The sequence below is a fragment of the Pseudovibrio sp. Tun.PSC04-5.I4 genome (genome assembly GCF_900104145.1).
GTDB lineage: Bacteria > Pseudomonadota > Alphaproteobacteria > Rhizobiales > Stappiaceae > Pseudovibrio.
In genome coordinates this window covers 316557-332085 of sequence record NZ_FNLB01000008.1, presented here as the reverse complement: position 1 = coordinate 332085, position 15529 = coordinate 316557, and the positions used below count along the sequence as shown (strand labels likewise).

Below are 15529 nucleotides of genomic sequence, written 5' to 3'. Positions count from 1 at the left end.
GCCCCCTCCGTTTCTCGCCTGATAGGTGTACCCATCTTCCCGTGGCGAAAGCCAAACTTACGCATAGGTTAACTAGTTGTAAAGGACGCAGCACACCATCTGGCGCATGTATATCTTACTTTGTTACGGGGAATTGAAAGTATCGTACACACTCTACCTTACGAATTTTGTTGTTTAATCAATGCATTATGATTACTGCACAAAAAATCGGAGTGAAAGTCATGCGCGGCAAGTTTCGAATACTTATACTAACGAGCCTTAGTTTTATGCTGATGGCCGGTCTTGTTTATGCCCAGACAGACAACTCTGCCGACGTTTTGGGAGCTGACGCAGATGCTGATCCGCTAAAAGGTGACTACCCGGATATCGTAAGTCCCATGACTGATTGCCCGGATATTGCAGAGAAATACCGTTCAGGTGGCGCGAATGCTGATCCGCTCGGATATGCACCCAATTTTGGTTTTTCAAGTTTATCTGCAGCAGACCAACAGGCATGTATCAAAGAGATCAACAAAGACGGCGACATAAATGAAAAGCAAGAGACGCAGGAAGAAGGTAATATTCTTCAAAACTAGTTTGTCTTGCAAAGCACCAGCGCGAATGACATTTAGTCATTCGCCAGCAGCTCTAATTATGCCAATTGCAGACAGACGTCGACGATAAGGTCTTCCGGGGCAGTGTTGGTTGGGCTGTTGTGAAAGATGTCGTAACAAGGAGTATTTGCCGCCTCCTCGCCTGAGGACGGGAGCCATTCTCCGAATAAATACATGTAAGCAACTTTGAGGCCCGCATAGGGTCCTTTGTGTCTTAACACTGCAAAACGGCCAGCTGGAATACGCAGAGTTTCAAACCCGTCATGCGTTTCCGGCAGTGTTTGGAAAATAGCGCCAGCATGTGAGCGCAGCTCCTCAGCTGGCACGATGCCCGGGTCATCATAGTAGATACCGGCAAATGGTCCTGCTTGACCGATGAGCCCACGAGAAACCAGCATCGCGACAAGATTCCCAAACGTCATGCCGAGATCGTGGTAGGGCCCTTTATTGGCCAGTGCGAGCATTGTTTGCTCTGGCATTTCTTTTATGTGAATCTGGTGCATTGAAAATACGCCTTCATCCTTGGGGGCAAAAACAATAGGTGCATTCCCGTTATCTCGGAACCCTCCCGGAGCCAAACCATATTCGGCTTTAAACGCCCGCGTGAAGCTCTGAGCAGTTGGATACCCATAGCGAACCGAGATTTCTGCAATCGCATCATTCGTTTGCAGGAGATCAACTGACGCACGGCTCAATCTGATCCGGCGGATAGCAGCAGCAAGTGGTTCTCCTGTCATTGACTGGAAAACACGGTGCCAATGGAAGCGAGACATGCACGCGACATCTGCCAGTGTATCCAGACTCAAATCTCCATCTAGATTGTTGAAGATGTATCTAAAAACCCGTTGTATTCGCTTTTCATAGGCCGCTTTATTCTGGTCCGCTCTCACTTGGAGATTCCTTGTTTCATCTTCTGCGTTCCATTCTTAATCACAGGAGGACTGAACATGTCTTGCTCTCCTGCAACTTATATGTACGTAAAAACCCAGTAAACCAAAGCTGGTATTGGCGCCAAATAGCGCTCTTTGTATCAAATTTCAGATAATTTACTTACAAGCCTGTTGCCATCCCTCCACTTGCTCGGATAAAGCGAAGGCAACAATTGGCCAAGCATCGGGACTTTGGCCCAATCAAACATTCTAGGGATTGCAAATGAGCGACACAGTGTTGGCCCCAGCTCCTGCGCTTGAGCAGGACGTTAAGACCGATTTCCCCACTCCTGCAGGTGTTTTCGCCGAGAAAGTTGTCTCGGTAAAGCATTACACGGACCGCCTGTTCAAGTTTCGCATTACGCGTCCAAGCTCTTTCCGGTTCCGGTCCGGCGAGTTTGTGATGATTGGCCTGCCGAATGCTGAAAAGCCTGTTTACCGCGCGTATTCAATTGCCAGCCCGTCTTGGGATGAGGAGCTTGAATTTTTCTCCATCAAGGTGCAGGACGGTCCTCTGACTGAACACCTGCAGAAGATCCAGCCGGGCGACACTGTTTTGATGCGCAAAAAATCTACCGGCACGCTGGTTAATGATGCCTTGATCCCTGGGAAACGCCTTTACATGTTCTCCACGGGCACAGGTATTGCACCGTTTGCATCCCTGATCCGCGACCCAGAAACCTACGAGAAGTTTGAGGAAGTCATCCTCACGCAGACTTGCCGCGAAGTGGGCGAACTGGCCTACGCAAAAGAGCTGGTGGAAGAAGTAAAAAACGATCCGCTCGTGGGCGAATTCGCGGCTGGTAAGCTCCGTTTGCACACGGCTGCGACGCGTGAGCCATACCCCTGTCAGGAACGCATCACGACCCTGATTGAAAGCGGTAAGCTTTTTGAAGATCTGGGCATTCCAGCTCTGGACCCAGCTGTTGACCGCGGTATGATCTGTGGTTCCATGCATATGATCAACGATACCAAAGCAATTTTGGAAAAGCACGGCCTTGAAGAAGGCTCAAATGCATCCCCATCCACATTCGTGGTTGAGCGCGCATTTGTTGGCTAAGCCATTGCTGGTCTAACGAACTTTGAAAGCCCGCTGCATTTTCAGCGGGCTTTTTTGTTCCATCTTTTGGGGGGCGTCAGGCATCAAGATCAAGCGCCTCTTGGATGCGCGAGATCTCATTGGTCCAACTCGCTTGAAGGTGAGGGGATTGCCGATTAAGGCGCCGAGCCAAATCAGCCTCCATCAGCTCTTCCAACTCAATCAACCGCTCCAGCATATCATCTTCATTCGAAGGGACGGGCACAGAGACCTCGTCTTGCGCAGGCGCGGTCTTAGCCGGCAGCTTGGTTCCCCGTTTTGGGGCTTGCACCGGTTCCGCAGTGATCAACTCATAGGCCGCATCTACATCGTTGACTTCTTGCAAGCGGCCTTTTTGCACCACCCAGAAGCGATTGCAGGTTGCTTCCACCAAATGCCGATCATGCGAGACCAGAAGAAACGCCCCATTAAAGGAGCTGAGCTGGTTTGAGAGCTCATTCCGCCCGTAAAGGTCCAAATGGTTGGTGGGTTCATCCAGCATCATCAGGTTGGACTGCACGCGAGACAAAGACAGCAACAACAGCCGAGCCCGTTCACCGCCGCTAAGCTGCGAGACCTTCTGGCTCAGCTGGTTGTATTTGAAACCCGCGCCCAAAATGGTTTTCTCACAATCAGATGGCAGGAGGTCCAGTCCAAGTGATTCTCCAACGGCAACCATCCCGTCTGTGAGGTTAACAGCACCCGGAAGCTGTTGCAGGGTCTGATCGTAAAACGCGATGCGGCAGCGAGGGTGAACACGAACACCGCCTTCTTCGCTGGTTCGCTTTTCCCAACAACACCGCAGAAGGCTTGATTTACCGGTCCCGTTTGCGCCCATGATCGCGATGCGGTCTCCGGGCCGCACTGTCATATCCTCAACATTGTAGAGGAACACATCAGCTACCGGCGGCGTCACATCAAGGTCCGTCAGCCGAACCAAGCGGTCAGCCTGAATGGTTTGTCCGGCAATGGACAAGTTCCATGGATAAGCTTCAACGGCATCGGTCTGATCGTCCTTCATCCGATCAACCATTTTCTCCATGGACTTTGCCTTACGGGATAAGTCCTCGTTGTCGAAAGTTCGGCCCCATTCAGCGATCCGCTTTGCACTTGCCTCGACGCGTTTGATTTCTTTTTCTTCTGTCTCGCGACGTGCAATGCGGGCTTGCTTCAGCTCTTCATGCGCTTTAAGCGCGGCGGTGCAGGGCAGGTCAAAACAATGTAGCTTACGATCCTGCATGATCCATGTGCGGTTGGTTACGTGATCCAGCAGTGTTGCATCATGCGAAATCATCAAAAAGCTGCCCTTCCAATTTTTCAGGAAGGTTTCAAGCCACAGAATAGTCGGAAGATCCAGATGGTTGCTCGGTTCATCAAGCAGTAGCAAGTTTGGCTCATTCATCAACGCCCGCGCCAACATCAGTCGCGTCATTTGTCCGCCGCTCAGGTCCTTGCAAAGCACTTCGGCTTGATGTGCCTCGAACCCCATCTCGGGAAGAGTGACGTCAACCTTCCAACCCATCCAGTCCCGTTTGTCTTCAGGCAGAGCGTCACGCACGGCTTGCGCCAGTGTTAGATCCATCAAGCGCTTTGGCAGATGCTGCTCAACGCAGGAGACAACCGCAGCTCGTGATACAGATATACCGCCTTCACTTGCCTCAGCCCGGCCAGCGAGAATATTCAGAAAAGTAGATTTTCCGCAGCCATTGTGGCCAACAAGGCCGATCCGGTCGCCTGCGTTCAGGCCAAGCGAGATGTTTTCAAACAAGACACGTTCAGGCGATTGCTGCCATAAACCACTACCGGTGATCAGGGGCGAACTGCTGGGTTTAGCCATGATAGCGGGTACTCCGGAACAAACTCAACTTTAACTGTCCGAAACTCATAGATGTAAACTGCAAAAGCTCCAGTGGTCATTCTACTGTGGGACCCAAACCCCAATATTTTTGTGAGGTCCGAGGGTTTTAAGTCACAATATATTCGTAAAAACCAGCAGAATCCCTTTGATAACATCGTATCTCTAAGGGGTTGCACGCATAACACTGCATCCAGCTATAGGTTAGATTGCGCAGGAATTGGGCAATTGTAGAATTGGCCCTCACCGCACCACCTACTCAAATCAGAAGTTATTCAAAGCCAGATGCATAATAATAAAGGGGCGACCCCTAATACCACACGTGATGCCATCACCTATCTTTGCATAATGGCATCGGCCTTCGGCCTCCTAGCAGTTGTTGGTATTGCATATTTCACCCGCACCGAGCCGGTACAACTGATCCGCACTGCAAAGGTGGAAATCTCACACTGCACTATTGAGGGCGCAATTGCAGTAAAAGGGCAACGCGGCAGCTGGAACTGCTACGCACCTAAATAGCGGTGAGCAGGCAACGTCTTTGTCTTTGCTCACATCACCATACCAGCTATTTGCTGTTTTGAGCCAACATCTCGTTATAGGCTTTTGTAAAGCCAGTTGCTGAAAAGTTGATGGCAACTTTTTTGCCTGCTCGGGACATCATGACAAAGCGGCCTTGATCTGTAGCAACTTTCATAGCATTGATGAATCCGTCTTCTGTTTTGCCTTCAACAATGCATCCCTGCGCTGTACAGCGATTAACGCGCGCAACAGACTGATAGTCTCCAACATTAACGCCGACGCCCGGGCCCAAAAGAAAATCCAGCGGCAAGACATATTGAACGATGTCGCTCTTGTCTTTCGGATTATGGGCCAGAGTCATCATCAAAATATTTTGCCCGCTTTCATTATGAACAACACGCTGCTTAATCTGACAGCTGATACCGTTGACAGCAGGATCATAACATTCCAGCAACCAGTCGCCATGTTGCTGGGTGGTTACTTTAGGGCTGCTTTGAACAGCTGCCTCCGTATTCGCTGACTGCGCAAAAGCCGAAATAGGACTTGCCAGAGCGAGCACACCTGAGGCACTAGCAAAAAGTACATTACTCAAAAAACTTTGTTTCATCATATCAATATCTTGAACTTCATAAAAACAACGGTTGAACTGGGTCTAGATATCTCACCAATCCAATGTGGTTGCAATAATCAACTTCTACAGTCTATCGAAGACTATCCAATATCTTAGTTTTGATTTTTTGAGTTATTCTCAAGATCGAACTTTTCTTCGGCGGTTTTTTGTTCTATTTTTGTTCTAATGCTCAAAGGAGAGACCATATGAACAAATCTGGCACCATTAATTACATTGAACTACCTGCTGTTGATCTAGAAGCGGTCAAATCATTTTATAGCAAAGCTTTAGGCTGGACCTTTGAAGATTACGGCCCGGATTATGTCGCCTTTAACGATGGTTCGTTTAACGGAGGCTTCTTCAAGTCGGCGCAATCCTCGTCCACAGCAAACGGCGCGGCGCTCATAGTGCTATATGCAGATGAGCTAGAGGCCCTGCAGGGAAAACTCGTTGAACAGGGAGCTAAGGTTTGTCGGGAAATATTTTCGTTCCCCGGTGGACGCCGGTTCCACTTTCTGGATCCAAACAACAATGAACTGGCAGTCTGGTCTGACAAATAACGTAGGAAGGGCACCAGCGTGATGCTCGTGCCCTCTACCGACATCTTATTCAGCTCACACACTCTGAACTCGGTTCAGGAAACTCTCCGTTTCCAGATTGAGCTGATTGATGTGCTCAGAAATTGCATCGGCGTTTTTGTGAAGTTCTTCTGCTTGAGTACGGGACTGCCCGGCTGCATTTGCAACTGTTTCAAAATTCGCAGTCGCAGCTTCAGCCCCCTGAGCAGAGACCTGCGAGCTTCTGCTGATTTCTTCGGTTGAGGCCTGTTGCTGCTCAATGGAACAACTAATTGCGGTCATGAAGCTCACCACCTGCTCGACTTCCTCGCCAATTTTTTCAAGGGAAGCCACGTTGCTTTCTGTACGGCTGGATGCTGACATTACATGCGCTTCGAGCTCACCCGCCGCCTTCTCGGTCTGCTCAGCAAGGTCTTTCACCTCCGATGCCACAATAGCAAATCCAGCTCCATGCGATCCTGCACGCGCGGCCTCAATGGTCGCGTTTAGCGCCAACAACTTAGTCTTGTTGGAGATACCTTTAATCTGATCAAGGAACTCACTCACATCCATGTTCAACTTCTGCAACACAACAGCATCTTCCTGACAGGTCGCAGCGCTGGATTTGGTGTTGTCAACAAAACCAACTGTTCGGTTCACTTGATCGCGGATCTCTTGGATTGATGCGGAAAGCTCTTCAGACGCGGCTGCTACACTTTGCACACTCGCAGAGGCTTGCTGCGCACCAGCGGACGCTGATACCGCGCCTTGTTCAGAGTCCTTTGCAAAGGTTTGGAACGATTCAGCAGTTCCTCGCATTTTCTCTGCAAGGCTATTCAAAACAGTGACAGCACCTTCGTAAGTGTTGCGGAATTGGGTGACGGCTCCCATCACAGCCTTCTCACGCTCAAGGTTCGCCTCATAATTTTTACGAGTTTCGGCTTCCATCTCCTGCTGCTTTTGCGCCTGATCTCGGAATTTTGTTAGTGCGCGAGACACATCACCAAGTTCATCCTGAGAATTGTTGTAGGCACTTTCAAAATTCAGATCTCCTGCTGAAAGTTTAAGCAGGCTGGAACAGAGCCAATCAACAGCGGTAGCTACGCGTTTTCCCAACACCAAACCGATGAGAAGAGATAGTAAAAGTAAGGGGCCAAGAATGAGGAGCGGCTTGGAGAGTGCATCTCCCAGATTAGCGAAAAGCTTACTCTTTAAAACACCGGTGCCAATCACCCACTTCCACTCTGGAAAGCTCTCAACATAACTAAGCTTTGGGCTCGCTTCACCGTTTTCGTTGATGTAGTTGTAGGTTACGTAACCATTCCCATCACGTTTTGCCGCATCCACCATAGTGCGGATGAAGGGCACACCGTCACCGTCTTTGGTATTGCGTTGATCAGAGCCAATAAAGGAGGCATTGAATGGATGCATGACCCCTTTGTAGTTATAGTCGAAAACGAAAACGTACTCTTCGCCATCATAACGAAGAGCCTTGAGAGCTTTTGAGGCCGCCGTTTGCGCTTGTTCACGACTGAGAGAACCGTCTACTTCACCTTGATAAAATTGACGGACGACTGAGTTAGCAGCCGTGATAATAGATGTAAGTTCACTGTTTTTCGCGCTCAGTAAACTTTGATAGAGTACATAGGATTGGAATGAAGTTCCGATCAGGAAACTCATAAACAAAATTCCTATGGCACCCCAAATTCTTACCCTTAGGGTACGCGGCATTAACGAGGCCATTACTAGCTCCCTCAGTCTCGTGAAGATCCGAAGAATACTGTAGGCTTTTGATATTATTCTGAAATTAATGAAATTGTCGCAGCCATTTACAACACAAAACTAAGTAAAGTGACGCTAGATTTCATGAGGTTGAATACTTAATTTTTGCAATAATAATATGAACTGCCGCTGTAGTCCAATCTTCCGAGCAAGCCTAATTGAGGCGCATTCCTCTTTCTTCAACGGCAGTCCTGACAAGATAATCTACATATAAAAATCGATAGAGTTTATCGATTTTGCCAATATAAGAAATTGAACCTCTATAACCTTAAAATCGATTTTTCAAATCTTCCTCTGACCTTGAAATATTACAACTAAAAGTTGCTGATAAGATAATTGCCCAAGCAATAATTTGTATTCCATACAGCGGCCTGAATAGATTAACTAAAGGATTGTGAGAATTTGCATAAAATTGTAATGTTAATTTCAGAGAACCTGCATTGATAGCGAAGAGGTGTAGCCTCCTGTAGAGTCTGCATTTAGGGAGATCCTTGTGCAGCGCTCCAATACAATACGTAGGTTCTTAGTCGGAGGTGGCTTCAGCTATAAAGCACTCACGTCTAGAGCCTGAGGGAGCTGTTTATTCATGAAGAATATAAGATGCACAGATTTCATGGGTAAGGGTACTACCAAAAAAACAGTAGGTCTGTCGGAAGGCGCATAAATGAGCCTTCCTCATCACAGTCCAAACTCTTTAGAGGACTGCTTCTACAGCAGGCCTATTTGCTGCTGCCCGCTTTTCTGCCTTTTGCGCACGGGAGCCAATTATCACCAGAACTAATGCAACGCTCCCAAACACGCAGAACGCAAACGAAAGCGGTAGAACTGTCTGATTATAGAATCGCCCTACAAGCACGGAAAGAATAAGTGCGATGAACGTTGTTGAAGCCCCGATGAAGGTCGCAGCCAGACCCGCAATATGCCCGAGTGGTTCCATAGAGAGTGCATTGAGATTACCGTTCAACATTGGCTGGCAGAAGAAAGCCAAGGTCAGATAGGTCATGAACAACCACAGTGCAGGAGTTGTGTCCACAAACCGCATATACATGGCAAATACCAGGCTAACGACAATTTGAATAATCAGGGCGCCGCGACACATGTTTTGCAGGCCGACCGTCCTGACAATACGACCATTCACAACAGACGAGATGCCGAAAACAACTGCAATTCCTGAGAAATACAACGGGAAGGTCTCGTGAATATCATAGACATCTGCAAACATGGGCTGGGCAGTACTTAGATACGTCATCATAGTGCCAAATACGAAACCAGAAGCAGCTGTGTAATACAGCGTTGCCTTGTGTCCGGTCACATCCTTAAAACCGTCCCAAAGAAGTTCTCGGGTGATTGCCCGGCGATTTTCCGGCTTCAACGTCTCTGGCTGACGGATACCAAGCCAGCAACATCCTGCCAACGCCATCACAAGCATGATGACAAAAATTGCACGCCAGCCGGCTGTGAACAGGATGCCCTGACCGATCAGCGGTGCAAACGTTGGCACCGTAATAAAGACGGCTGTGACAAATGACAGAATTCGCGCCATATCCGCACCAGCGTATTTATCGCGAACAATTGCCATTACAACAGTCCGGTGCGCTGATGCGCCCACGCCTTGCAAAAACCGGCCAAAAATCATCACCGGAAGCGATGTTGCGGTTGCGGCGAGAACCGCACCAATAGCAAAAACGACTGAGCCAGCATAAACAGCTGGTTTGCGGCCAAAGCGGTCCGAGACAGGCCCGAAGATAAACTGACCAAGGCTCAACCCCAAAAACAATGCAGAAATAATCAACTGCGTGTTGTTTAAGTTGATGACGTTCAGGTCTCTACCAATCTGCGAAAAAGCTGGCAGCACGGCATCGATTGAAAGGGCGGTCAAGCTTGTGAGCGCAGCCATGAGGGCAACAAATTCAACCGTTCCCAGGCCATCACCTGCGGTTTTGGAAGAGTCCGACATTGGGGTATTCCTGTTTCAATCTCAGCAGCATCCGGGCCAATAAGGAAGCCTAAGCGCTAAAGATCGTCCGTGTATTACGGTTAGTCCAGAGGGAGCAACATCTTCCACCTAACAGGCATATCCTTCGAAATCAAGAAATTACATAAGCTCCGAAATGCTGTTCGCCAATGGTTTGGTCGCAGCAGTTATTCAGTGCATGACAATCCAGAAGAGGTTGTGGGAGCTGTTGTTACAACTTTTATTCTGTTCTAGGGCAAACTTAATAAGACACTAGGATGCAAAGTGTTATTACTCCGCTATATTTGACGGGGGCATAATGTATTTGATTGAACGGGTAAGAGGCACCTTATTGCCTCTGTTATTAACTGGCTTGGTATTCATCCTGTTGGCAGCAATAGCTTTTCGGCTGCTGGGAGAACAAGCAGGCAGCAATTCCTACGCTTTACTGGCAGACGCATTTTTGAATGGCCGCTTTGATGCGGCACGTTGTTTTGATCAGGATTGCGCACTTTACCAGAAGAAGATCTTTGTCATCTTCCCACCTGTTCCTGCGTTGATCGCATTGCCGTTTGTTGCAGTGTTTGGAGAAGAGTTCCATCACTTCATCGCGCTTGGGGTTCTCTGTTTTGCAATTACCGGGGTGGTGTGGTGGCAAATCACACGAGAGTATCAACCTGACTTCAAGCTGGCGTTGTTGCTGGTTGTTGCCTTTTTGTTTGCGACACCCCTGCAATACACAGTGCTTCGCTCAGATGGTGTCTGGTTCTTTGCGCAAGCGGTGGCTGCTATGCTTACCTCTTTCGCGATTTGGTCGGCGCTCATTAAACGCAATGCTTGGTTGGTCGGGCTCTTTATCGGTCTGGCGTTTCTGACACGGCAAATGAGCATTCTTTACATGCCGTTCTTCTTTGTATTGATGACGCCGGCAGATCAGTCAATTTTCGCGGTGAATTCAACGAGCTTGAAGCGGCTTTTCAGACTGGCGATTTTCCCGGCTATCGCCATAATAATCTACTTTGTCTATAACTACGCCCGCTTTGGCGATCCTATGCAAACCGGGTACGCCTATATCTTCCCGCCGGAATGGGAGACCGGCCTTACAACTTCAGGAGATTGGCTTGCCTTCCGAGTACGTGAACTGGGGTTATTCCATCGCGATTACTATCTCTTCAACCTGCTGCATTTCTTCGTGCAGGGACCAGATGTGCAGTTTGCCGGGAAGTACCTGACAGAACTCAGCGGGTTTGGGGACAAAGGCATTGCGTTGTTTATCGGCGCGCCATTCTTGCTGTTCTTCTTTCTGGCAGGGTGGAGCAGAGCCTATCTCTTTGCCATACTCACCATCCTTGTGATCGCCGGTATCACACTGTTCTACCACTCCAACGGATTCTCTCAGTACTCCGTACAAAGATACGTTTTGGACTGGTTACCGTTGATGATGCTGTTTGTGGTGAGAACAGTGAAGAAGGAAAACCTTGGGATCTTTGCACTTCTGGTCGCTCAGGCCTTGTTTCTGAACGTTGCTATGCAAGCGCTCGCCTTCGCGGCGAACTCCTAGGCTTTGCGAAACGTGATTGCCTTGTGGCCGAGATAGTTTGTCACGGCTCCAATGGCAATCGCGGTTCCATGTGCCAGAGCTTGTGCAAAAAAGAGTGGAAGCACTCCAAGCAGAAGTTCCCTTAGACCAACCGAAAGACCCAGCACGATCATTGCAGACAATAAATTGACGCCGAGAAATATGACAATTTGTCGTTTAACGCTGTCCGGCTCTTCTGCACCAACAAACACAAAGCGCTTGTAGAGCGTGTAGCCAATGCTCATGCCGATGAAATAGGCTAGGAGGACCGCCAACCAAAACGGCAGGAAGACGGATAGACCTATGCGCAGAACCCAGTTCACAAAGGCGGCAAATCCTCCAGCGAACAAAAACCGTACGATCTGGCGAAATTCTGCGCTGGTCTCATAGGACTGGCGCAAAGCGGCGATACGTGCAGCAACCATTAGACCAACCTCCCGCCGAACCATGCTCCAACAAACAGAAGAACCAAAAACCCGCCCAGCATCAAGCTTTGTTTATCCTTGAGCGCGAACACGACCGGGTCATCATTCAGTTCCAACCGCTGACATTTGAGCCAAATGCGCCCAAGCCACAAGAACAGGATAAGCGGCATCCCCCAAAGAACGGCGGGAGCAGAATAGAACTGCGCATTGAAGGCTTCATTGGTTAGATAAAGCACCATCACCAAGGTTGCGGCCAATCCGCTTGCAGAGCCGAGCGATAGGAGAACAGGCAAATCGGTATCACGGTAACCTCGACCAGACATATTACCATCCCCACCGGCTTCAAGATATCGCCCTAGTTCTGTGTGCCGCTTCGCGAGGGAGAGAGACAAAAATAGATACATGGAGAATACGAATAGCCAAGGGGAGGGAGGAACACTAACCAGTGTCACACCAATGCCGAGGCGCATTGTAAACAGTGCCGCAAGAACTGCGGTATCAAGCAGCGGAATACGCTTCAGGTAGAACGAATAGGAAACCGTCACCACAAGATAGACCAGAAAGCCAGCCAATACGAAGGGCCCGAGAGTGGCCGCAATCACGAGCGAAAGCCCAATGCCCAAAGGGATCGCCATAATAGCATGTACGATCTTCAACCGGCCAGAAGCCAGAGGCCGCTTCTTTTTGCTCCAGTGGTTGCGATCAGCTTCAATATCCCAGAGGTCATTGAACAGATAGGTTGAAGACGCCAGAATTCCCAGCGCAACGAAACCAATAAGCGCAGTAAACCATGCGCTGGCATCAAGAGCTTGCCCGCCAAGGATAAGCGGAACAAACACTAAGGTATTTTTAGCCCACTGATGTAAACGCAAGCTCTTTACTAAGGGCGCTGCCACTCCTTCAGGGCGTTCAAAAGTCATTTCAATTGCGCCGCATTCTTCTGCCCGTCGTAACAGGCTGGAAGAGGGATGCACAAGGAGCGACTGAACAGCACTGGTAAACACCGGCAGATCTGAACTGCTGTCGCCAGCGTAGGCAAATCCGTTTGGAAACCGCTTTTCAAGATGACTGGCTTTGTTGCCAGCTTTCAGATTTGTATGGCCATTGCTCGCATGCACCTCATCAATAAACCCTAGACGCTTTGAAATTCCGATTGCCAGACTCTCATCTGCTGCAGTTGCCATATGAACTTCACGACCGCTCGCAGCTTGTTGCCGAGCGTAAGCAACAACGTCCTCATTGAGCGGAATTTAATCGATAGTCAGTTCAACACTGTGTGCAAGCTGTCGTTTTAAAAAGGCTCGACCGCGTAACAACCAAATAAATACCACAAAGATATTCAATGGGTTTGCTTTGAGAAACAAAACCAGAGCTTCGAAAAATAAATCTGTTTTTATAAGTGTGTGATCAAGATCTAAAACAAGCGGAAGCTGTATAGTCTCGCTGTCCAATGATCGTTCTTCCTGAATAGTGTCCATTTCCCCACCCAAAGACTCTGCCCAATATACTATGGGGTACCAATACCTAATCAATTACTCGCTAAATTGATTAATATTGAAACTATGGGATTGAGATATTTTTTCTTGGATATCTAATACAACAACGAACTGCTGTAATACCTTGTAATCCGTCGGGTTGTGTAAGACTCATGCTGTTTCTGCCCGCAAGATTTCCCCCACCATATTCCGCAAGGGTCATTTCCCCGAAGAATACAATTGAATAAGCCAAAAACTACGTTAAAGTGCGTATCGGGATACGCATATATGCCAGCGACGAGGGGAACTGAGCATAAAGCCACTCGTGGGGAGCTTCTAAAACGCAAATAATTTCAATTTCGCGTTGCTCTTAGGAAAATATGCATTTTTTTGGAGATCACTTTTCAATTGAGGTGAGCTCTAGATCCTATTGAGAAATTTGTTCAAGTCGGCACTGTTGGGGAACAGGTGACCGATTTTATGTGAGGAGATTCCTAGATGAAATTCAGCAAAAGCTTTCTTATGGCGAGTGTAGTCGGAACTGCACTGCTTTCTACCTCTGTATTTGCTGCGGGTGTTCATCCAGAAACTGGCGAGAAACTCGCTGACGACCAGACTTTTACTTATCGTATTCTCGATGAGCATTCATCTGTTGATCCAGCAATCGTAGAAGATGTATCTGGTTCTGAAGTCGTCCGTAACTTGTTTGAAGGTCTGTACAACCAGGATAACCTGGGCAATCTCGTACCAGGTGTTGCACTGAGCCATGATGTAAGTGCTGACAAGCTGACTTACACTTTCAAGCTCCGCGATGATGCAAAGTGGTCAGATGGATCTTCAGTAACGGCTGGTGATTTCGTTTACGGATGGCAGCGTGCTGCTGATCCTAAAAACGCATCTCCATACGCATGGTTCATGGAACTGATGTCCATTGAAAATGCAAAGGCGGTTATTGCGGGTGAGAAAGAGTTGTCCGATCTCGGCGTTAAAGCGCTTGATGATCACACTCTGGAAGTGAAGCTGACTCAACCACTGCCATACTTCGCGTTGATGACAACGCACAGCACAACATTCCCGTCTCCACAGGCGGTTGTTGAAAAACACGGCGCTGCATGGACAAAGCCAGAGAACATTGTCTCCAACGGCGCGTACAAGCTGACCAAGCATGTTCCGCAGGAAACCTTGGAGATGGTGCGCAACACCAATTATTGGGATAATGAGAGCACCATTATCGACAAGGTTCAAACCCTCGTCATCAATGATGAGAACGTTGCTTTGACCCGCTACCTTTCTGGTGAGATGGATCGTACAGAGGTGCCTGCTGGGCAGTTCCCACGCCTTCAGAAAGAATACCCTGATCAGGCAATCGCTTTCCCGCGTCTTTGTTCTTACTACTACACTTTCAACGTTTCTGATTCCGGTCCAAAAGAATTCAAAGACGTTCGTATTCGTCAGGCGCTGGCCTATGCGATTGATCGTCGTGTCATCACAGACGCTGTATTGCAGGGTGGCCAGTTCCAAGCGTACACCTTCACTCCCGCTGTAACCGCTGGCTTCGATGTTCCAAAAGTAGATTTTGCTGGTTGGTCTCAAGCCGAACGTGATGCAAAGGCGAAAGAATTGTTGGTGGCTGCTGGCTTCAGCGAAGGCAACCCACTTGAATTCAACATGCTCTACAACACATCTGAAGCTCACAAGAAGATCGCTATTGCGATGTCTCAAATGTGGAAGCAGAAGCTGGGCGTGAAAGTCAACCTCGAAAACATGGAATGGAAAACATTCCTCAACGAGCGCGGACAGCAAAACTTCCAACTCGCTCGTGGAGCTTGGTGTGGTGACTACAATGAAGCCTCAACCTTCCTCGATCTGCTGACGACAGAATCCGGTTATAACGACGGCAAATACAGCAATGCTGAAGTTGATGAGTTGATGGCGGGCGCTAAAACCTCTGCAAATCCACAGCCGAACTACACACGTGTAGAAGAAATTATGGCTGCTGAAATGCCGGTTATTCCAATTTATCATTACACCAACGTGTACATGTTGAATGACACACTGAAAAACTGGCCGATCAAAAACGCTGAACAAAACTGGTATGCGAAGAACCTTTATAAGGTTGCTAAGTAATTTCGCGATCAAGAGCACCGGTGTCCCAGACGCCGGTGTTTTTGCA

At 48.5% G+C, this 15529-nt stretch carries 14 protein-coding genes; 6 read left to right on the top strand and 8 right to left on the bottom strand.

Annotated elements, in window-relative coordinates:
• Positions 1-221 precede the first annotated feature (221 nt).
• Positions 222-575: a hypothetical protein gene (locus tag BLS62_RS29090; protein ID WP_093190799.1), complete on the top strand. Its 354-nt coding sequence runs from the start codon at positions 222-224 to the stop codon at positions 573-575.
• Between the two features lie 56 nt (positions 576-631).
• Here BLS62_RS29090 and BLS62_RS29085 read toward each other — a convergent pair whose 3' ends face one another.
• Positions 632-1483 (bottom strand): AraC family transcriptional regulator, encoded by an 852-nt coding sequence (locus BLS62_RS29085; protein WP_093190795.1) that lies wholly within the window; start codon positions 1481-1483, stop codon positions 632-634.
• Between the two features lie 262 nt (positions 1484-1745).
• Here BLS62_RS29085 and BLS62_RS29080 point away from each other — a divergent pair, with 262 nt between their 5' ends.
• Positions 1746-2582: a ferredoxin--NADP reductase gene (locus tag BLS62_RS29080; RefSeq protein ID WP_093190791.1), complete on the top strand. Its 837-nt coding sequence runs from the start codon at positions 1746-1748 to the stop codon at positions 2580-2582.
• A 76-nt stretch (positions 2583-2658) separates the two neighbouring features.
• Here the strand turns inward: BLS62_RS29080 and BLS62_RS29075 are convergent, their stop codons facing one another.
• Entirely contained in the window at positions 2659-4437 is a 1779-nt protein-coding gene (locus BLS62_RS29075; protein ID WP_093190787.1) for an ABC-F family ATP-binding cassette domain-containing protein, read from the bottom strand.
• Positions 4438-4740: 303 nt separating this feature from the next.
• Here BLS62_RS29075 and BLS62_RS29070 point away from each other — a divergent pair, with 303 nt between their 5' ends.
• Positions 4741-4974, top strand: coding sequence for a hypothetical protein (locus tag BLS62_RS29070; RefSeq protein ID WP_093190783.1), 234 nt, complete (start codon positions 4741-4743; stop codon positions 4972-4974).
• Between the two features lie 46 nt (positions 4975-5020).
• Here the strand turns inward: BLS62_RS29070 and BLS62_RS29065 are convergent, their stop codons facing one another.
• The gene (locus BLS62_RS29065; protein WP_093190778.1) at positions 5021-5584 is read right to left on the bottom strand and encodes an invasion associated locus B family protein; all 564 of its coding nucleotides are present in this window, start codon (positions 5582-5584) and stop codon (positions 5021-5023) included.
• Positions 5585-5790: 206 nt separating this feature from the next.
• Between BLS62_RS29065 and BLS62_RS29060 the strand changes: the two genes are divergently transcribed.
• The gene (locus BLS62_RS29060) at positions 5791-6144 is read left to right on the top strand and encodes a VOC family protein (RefSeq protein WP_093190774.1); all 354 of its coding nucleotides are present in this window, start codon (positions 5791-5793) and stop codon (positions 6142-6144) included.
• Between the two features lie 54 nt (positions 6145-6198).
• On the opposite strand, the gene BLS62_RS29055 is transcribed toward BLS62_RS29060, so the two are convergent.
• Together BLS62_RS29055 and BLS62_RS29050 are read right to left on the bottom strand one after the other, a co-directional pair.
• Positions 6199-7821, bottom strand: coding sequence for a cache domain-containing protein (locus BLS62_RS29055; protein WP_093190769.1), 1623 nt, complete (start codon positions 7819-7821; stop codon positions 6199-6201).
• Positions 7822-8617: 796 nt separating this feature from the next.
• The gene (locus BLS62_RS29050; RefSeq protein WP_093190764.1) at positions 8618-9880 is read right to left on the bottom strand and encodes a multidrug effflux MFS transporter; all 1263 of its coding nucleotides are present in this window, start codon (positions 9878-9880) and stop codon (positions 8618-8620) included.
• A gap of 349 nt (positions 9881-10229) precedes the next feature.
• On the opposite strand from BLS62_RS29050, the gene BLS62_RS29045 reads away from it, so the two are divergent.
• Positions 10230-11438, top strand: coding sequence for a hypothetical protein (locus BLS62_RS29045; RefSeq protein ID WP_208991294.1), 1209 nt, complete (start codon positions 10230-10232; stop codon positions 11436-11438).
• Here BLS62_RS29045 and BLS62_RS29040 read toward each other — a convergent pair.
• From BLS62_RS29040 to BLS62_RS29030, 3 genes are read right to left on the bottom strand one after another with little or no spacing between them, the layout of a single operon-like run.
• The gene (locus BLS62_RS29040; protein WP_093190756.1) at positions 11435-11881 is read right to left on the bottom strand and encodes a GtrA family protein; all 447 of its coding nucleotides are present in this window, start codon (positions 11879-11881) and stop codon (positions 11435-11437) included. The genes BLS62_RS29045 and BLS62_RS29040 overlap by 4 nt on opposite strands.
• The gene (locus BLS62_RS29035; protein ID WP_093190752.1) at positions 11881-13131 is read right to left on the bottom strand and encodes a UbiA family prenyltransferase; all 1251 of its coding nucleotides are present in this window, start codon (positions 13129-13131) and stop codon (positions 11881-11883) included. The genes BLS62_RS29040 and BLS62_RS29035 overlap by 1 nt, the downstream gene beginning before the upstream one ends.
• Positions 13132-13359 (bottom strand): hypothetical protein, encoded by a 228-nt coding sequence (locus BLS62_RS29030; protein ID WP_093190748.1) that lies wholly within the window; start codon positions 13357-13359, stop codon positions 13132-13134. It abuts the gene before it with no gap.
• 495 nt (positions 13360-13854) lie between these two features.
• Between BLS62_RS29030 and BLS62_RS29025 the strand changes: the two genes are divergently transcribed.
• Positions 13855-15483, top strand: coding sequence for a peptide ABC transporter substrate-binding protein (locus tag BLS62_RS29025; protein WP_093190743.1), 1629 nt, complete (start codon positions 13855-13857; stop codon positions 15481-15483).
• Positions 15484-15529 lie beyond the last annotated feature (46 nt).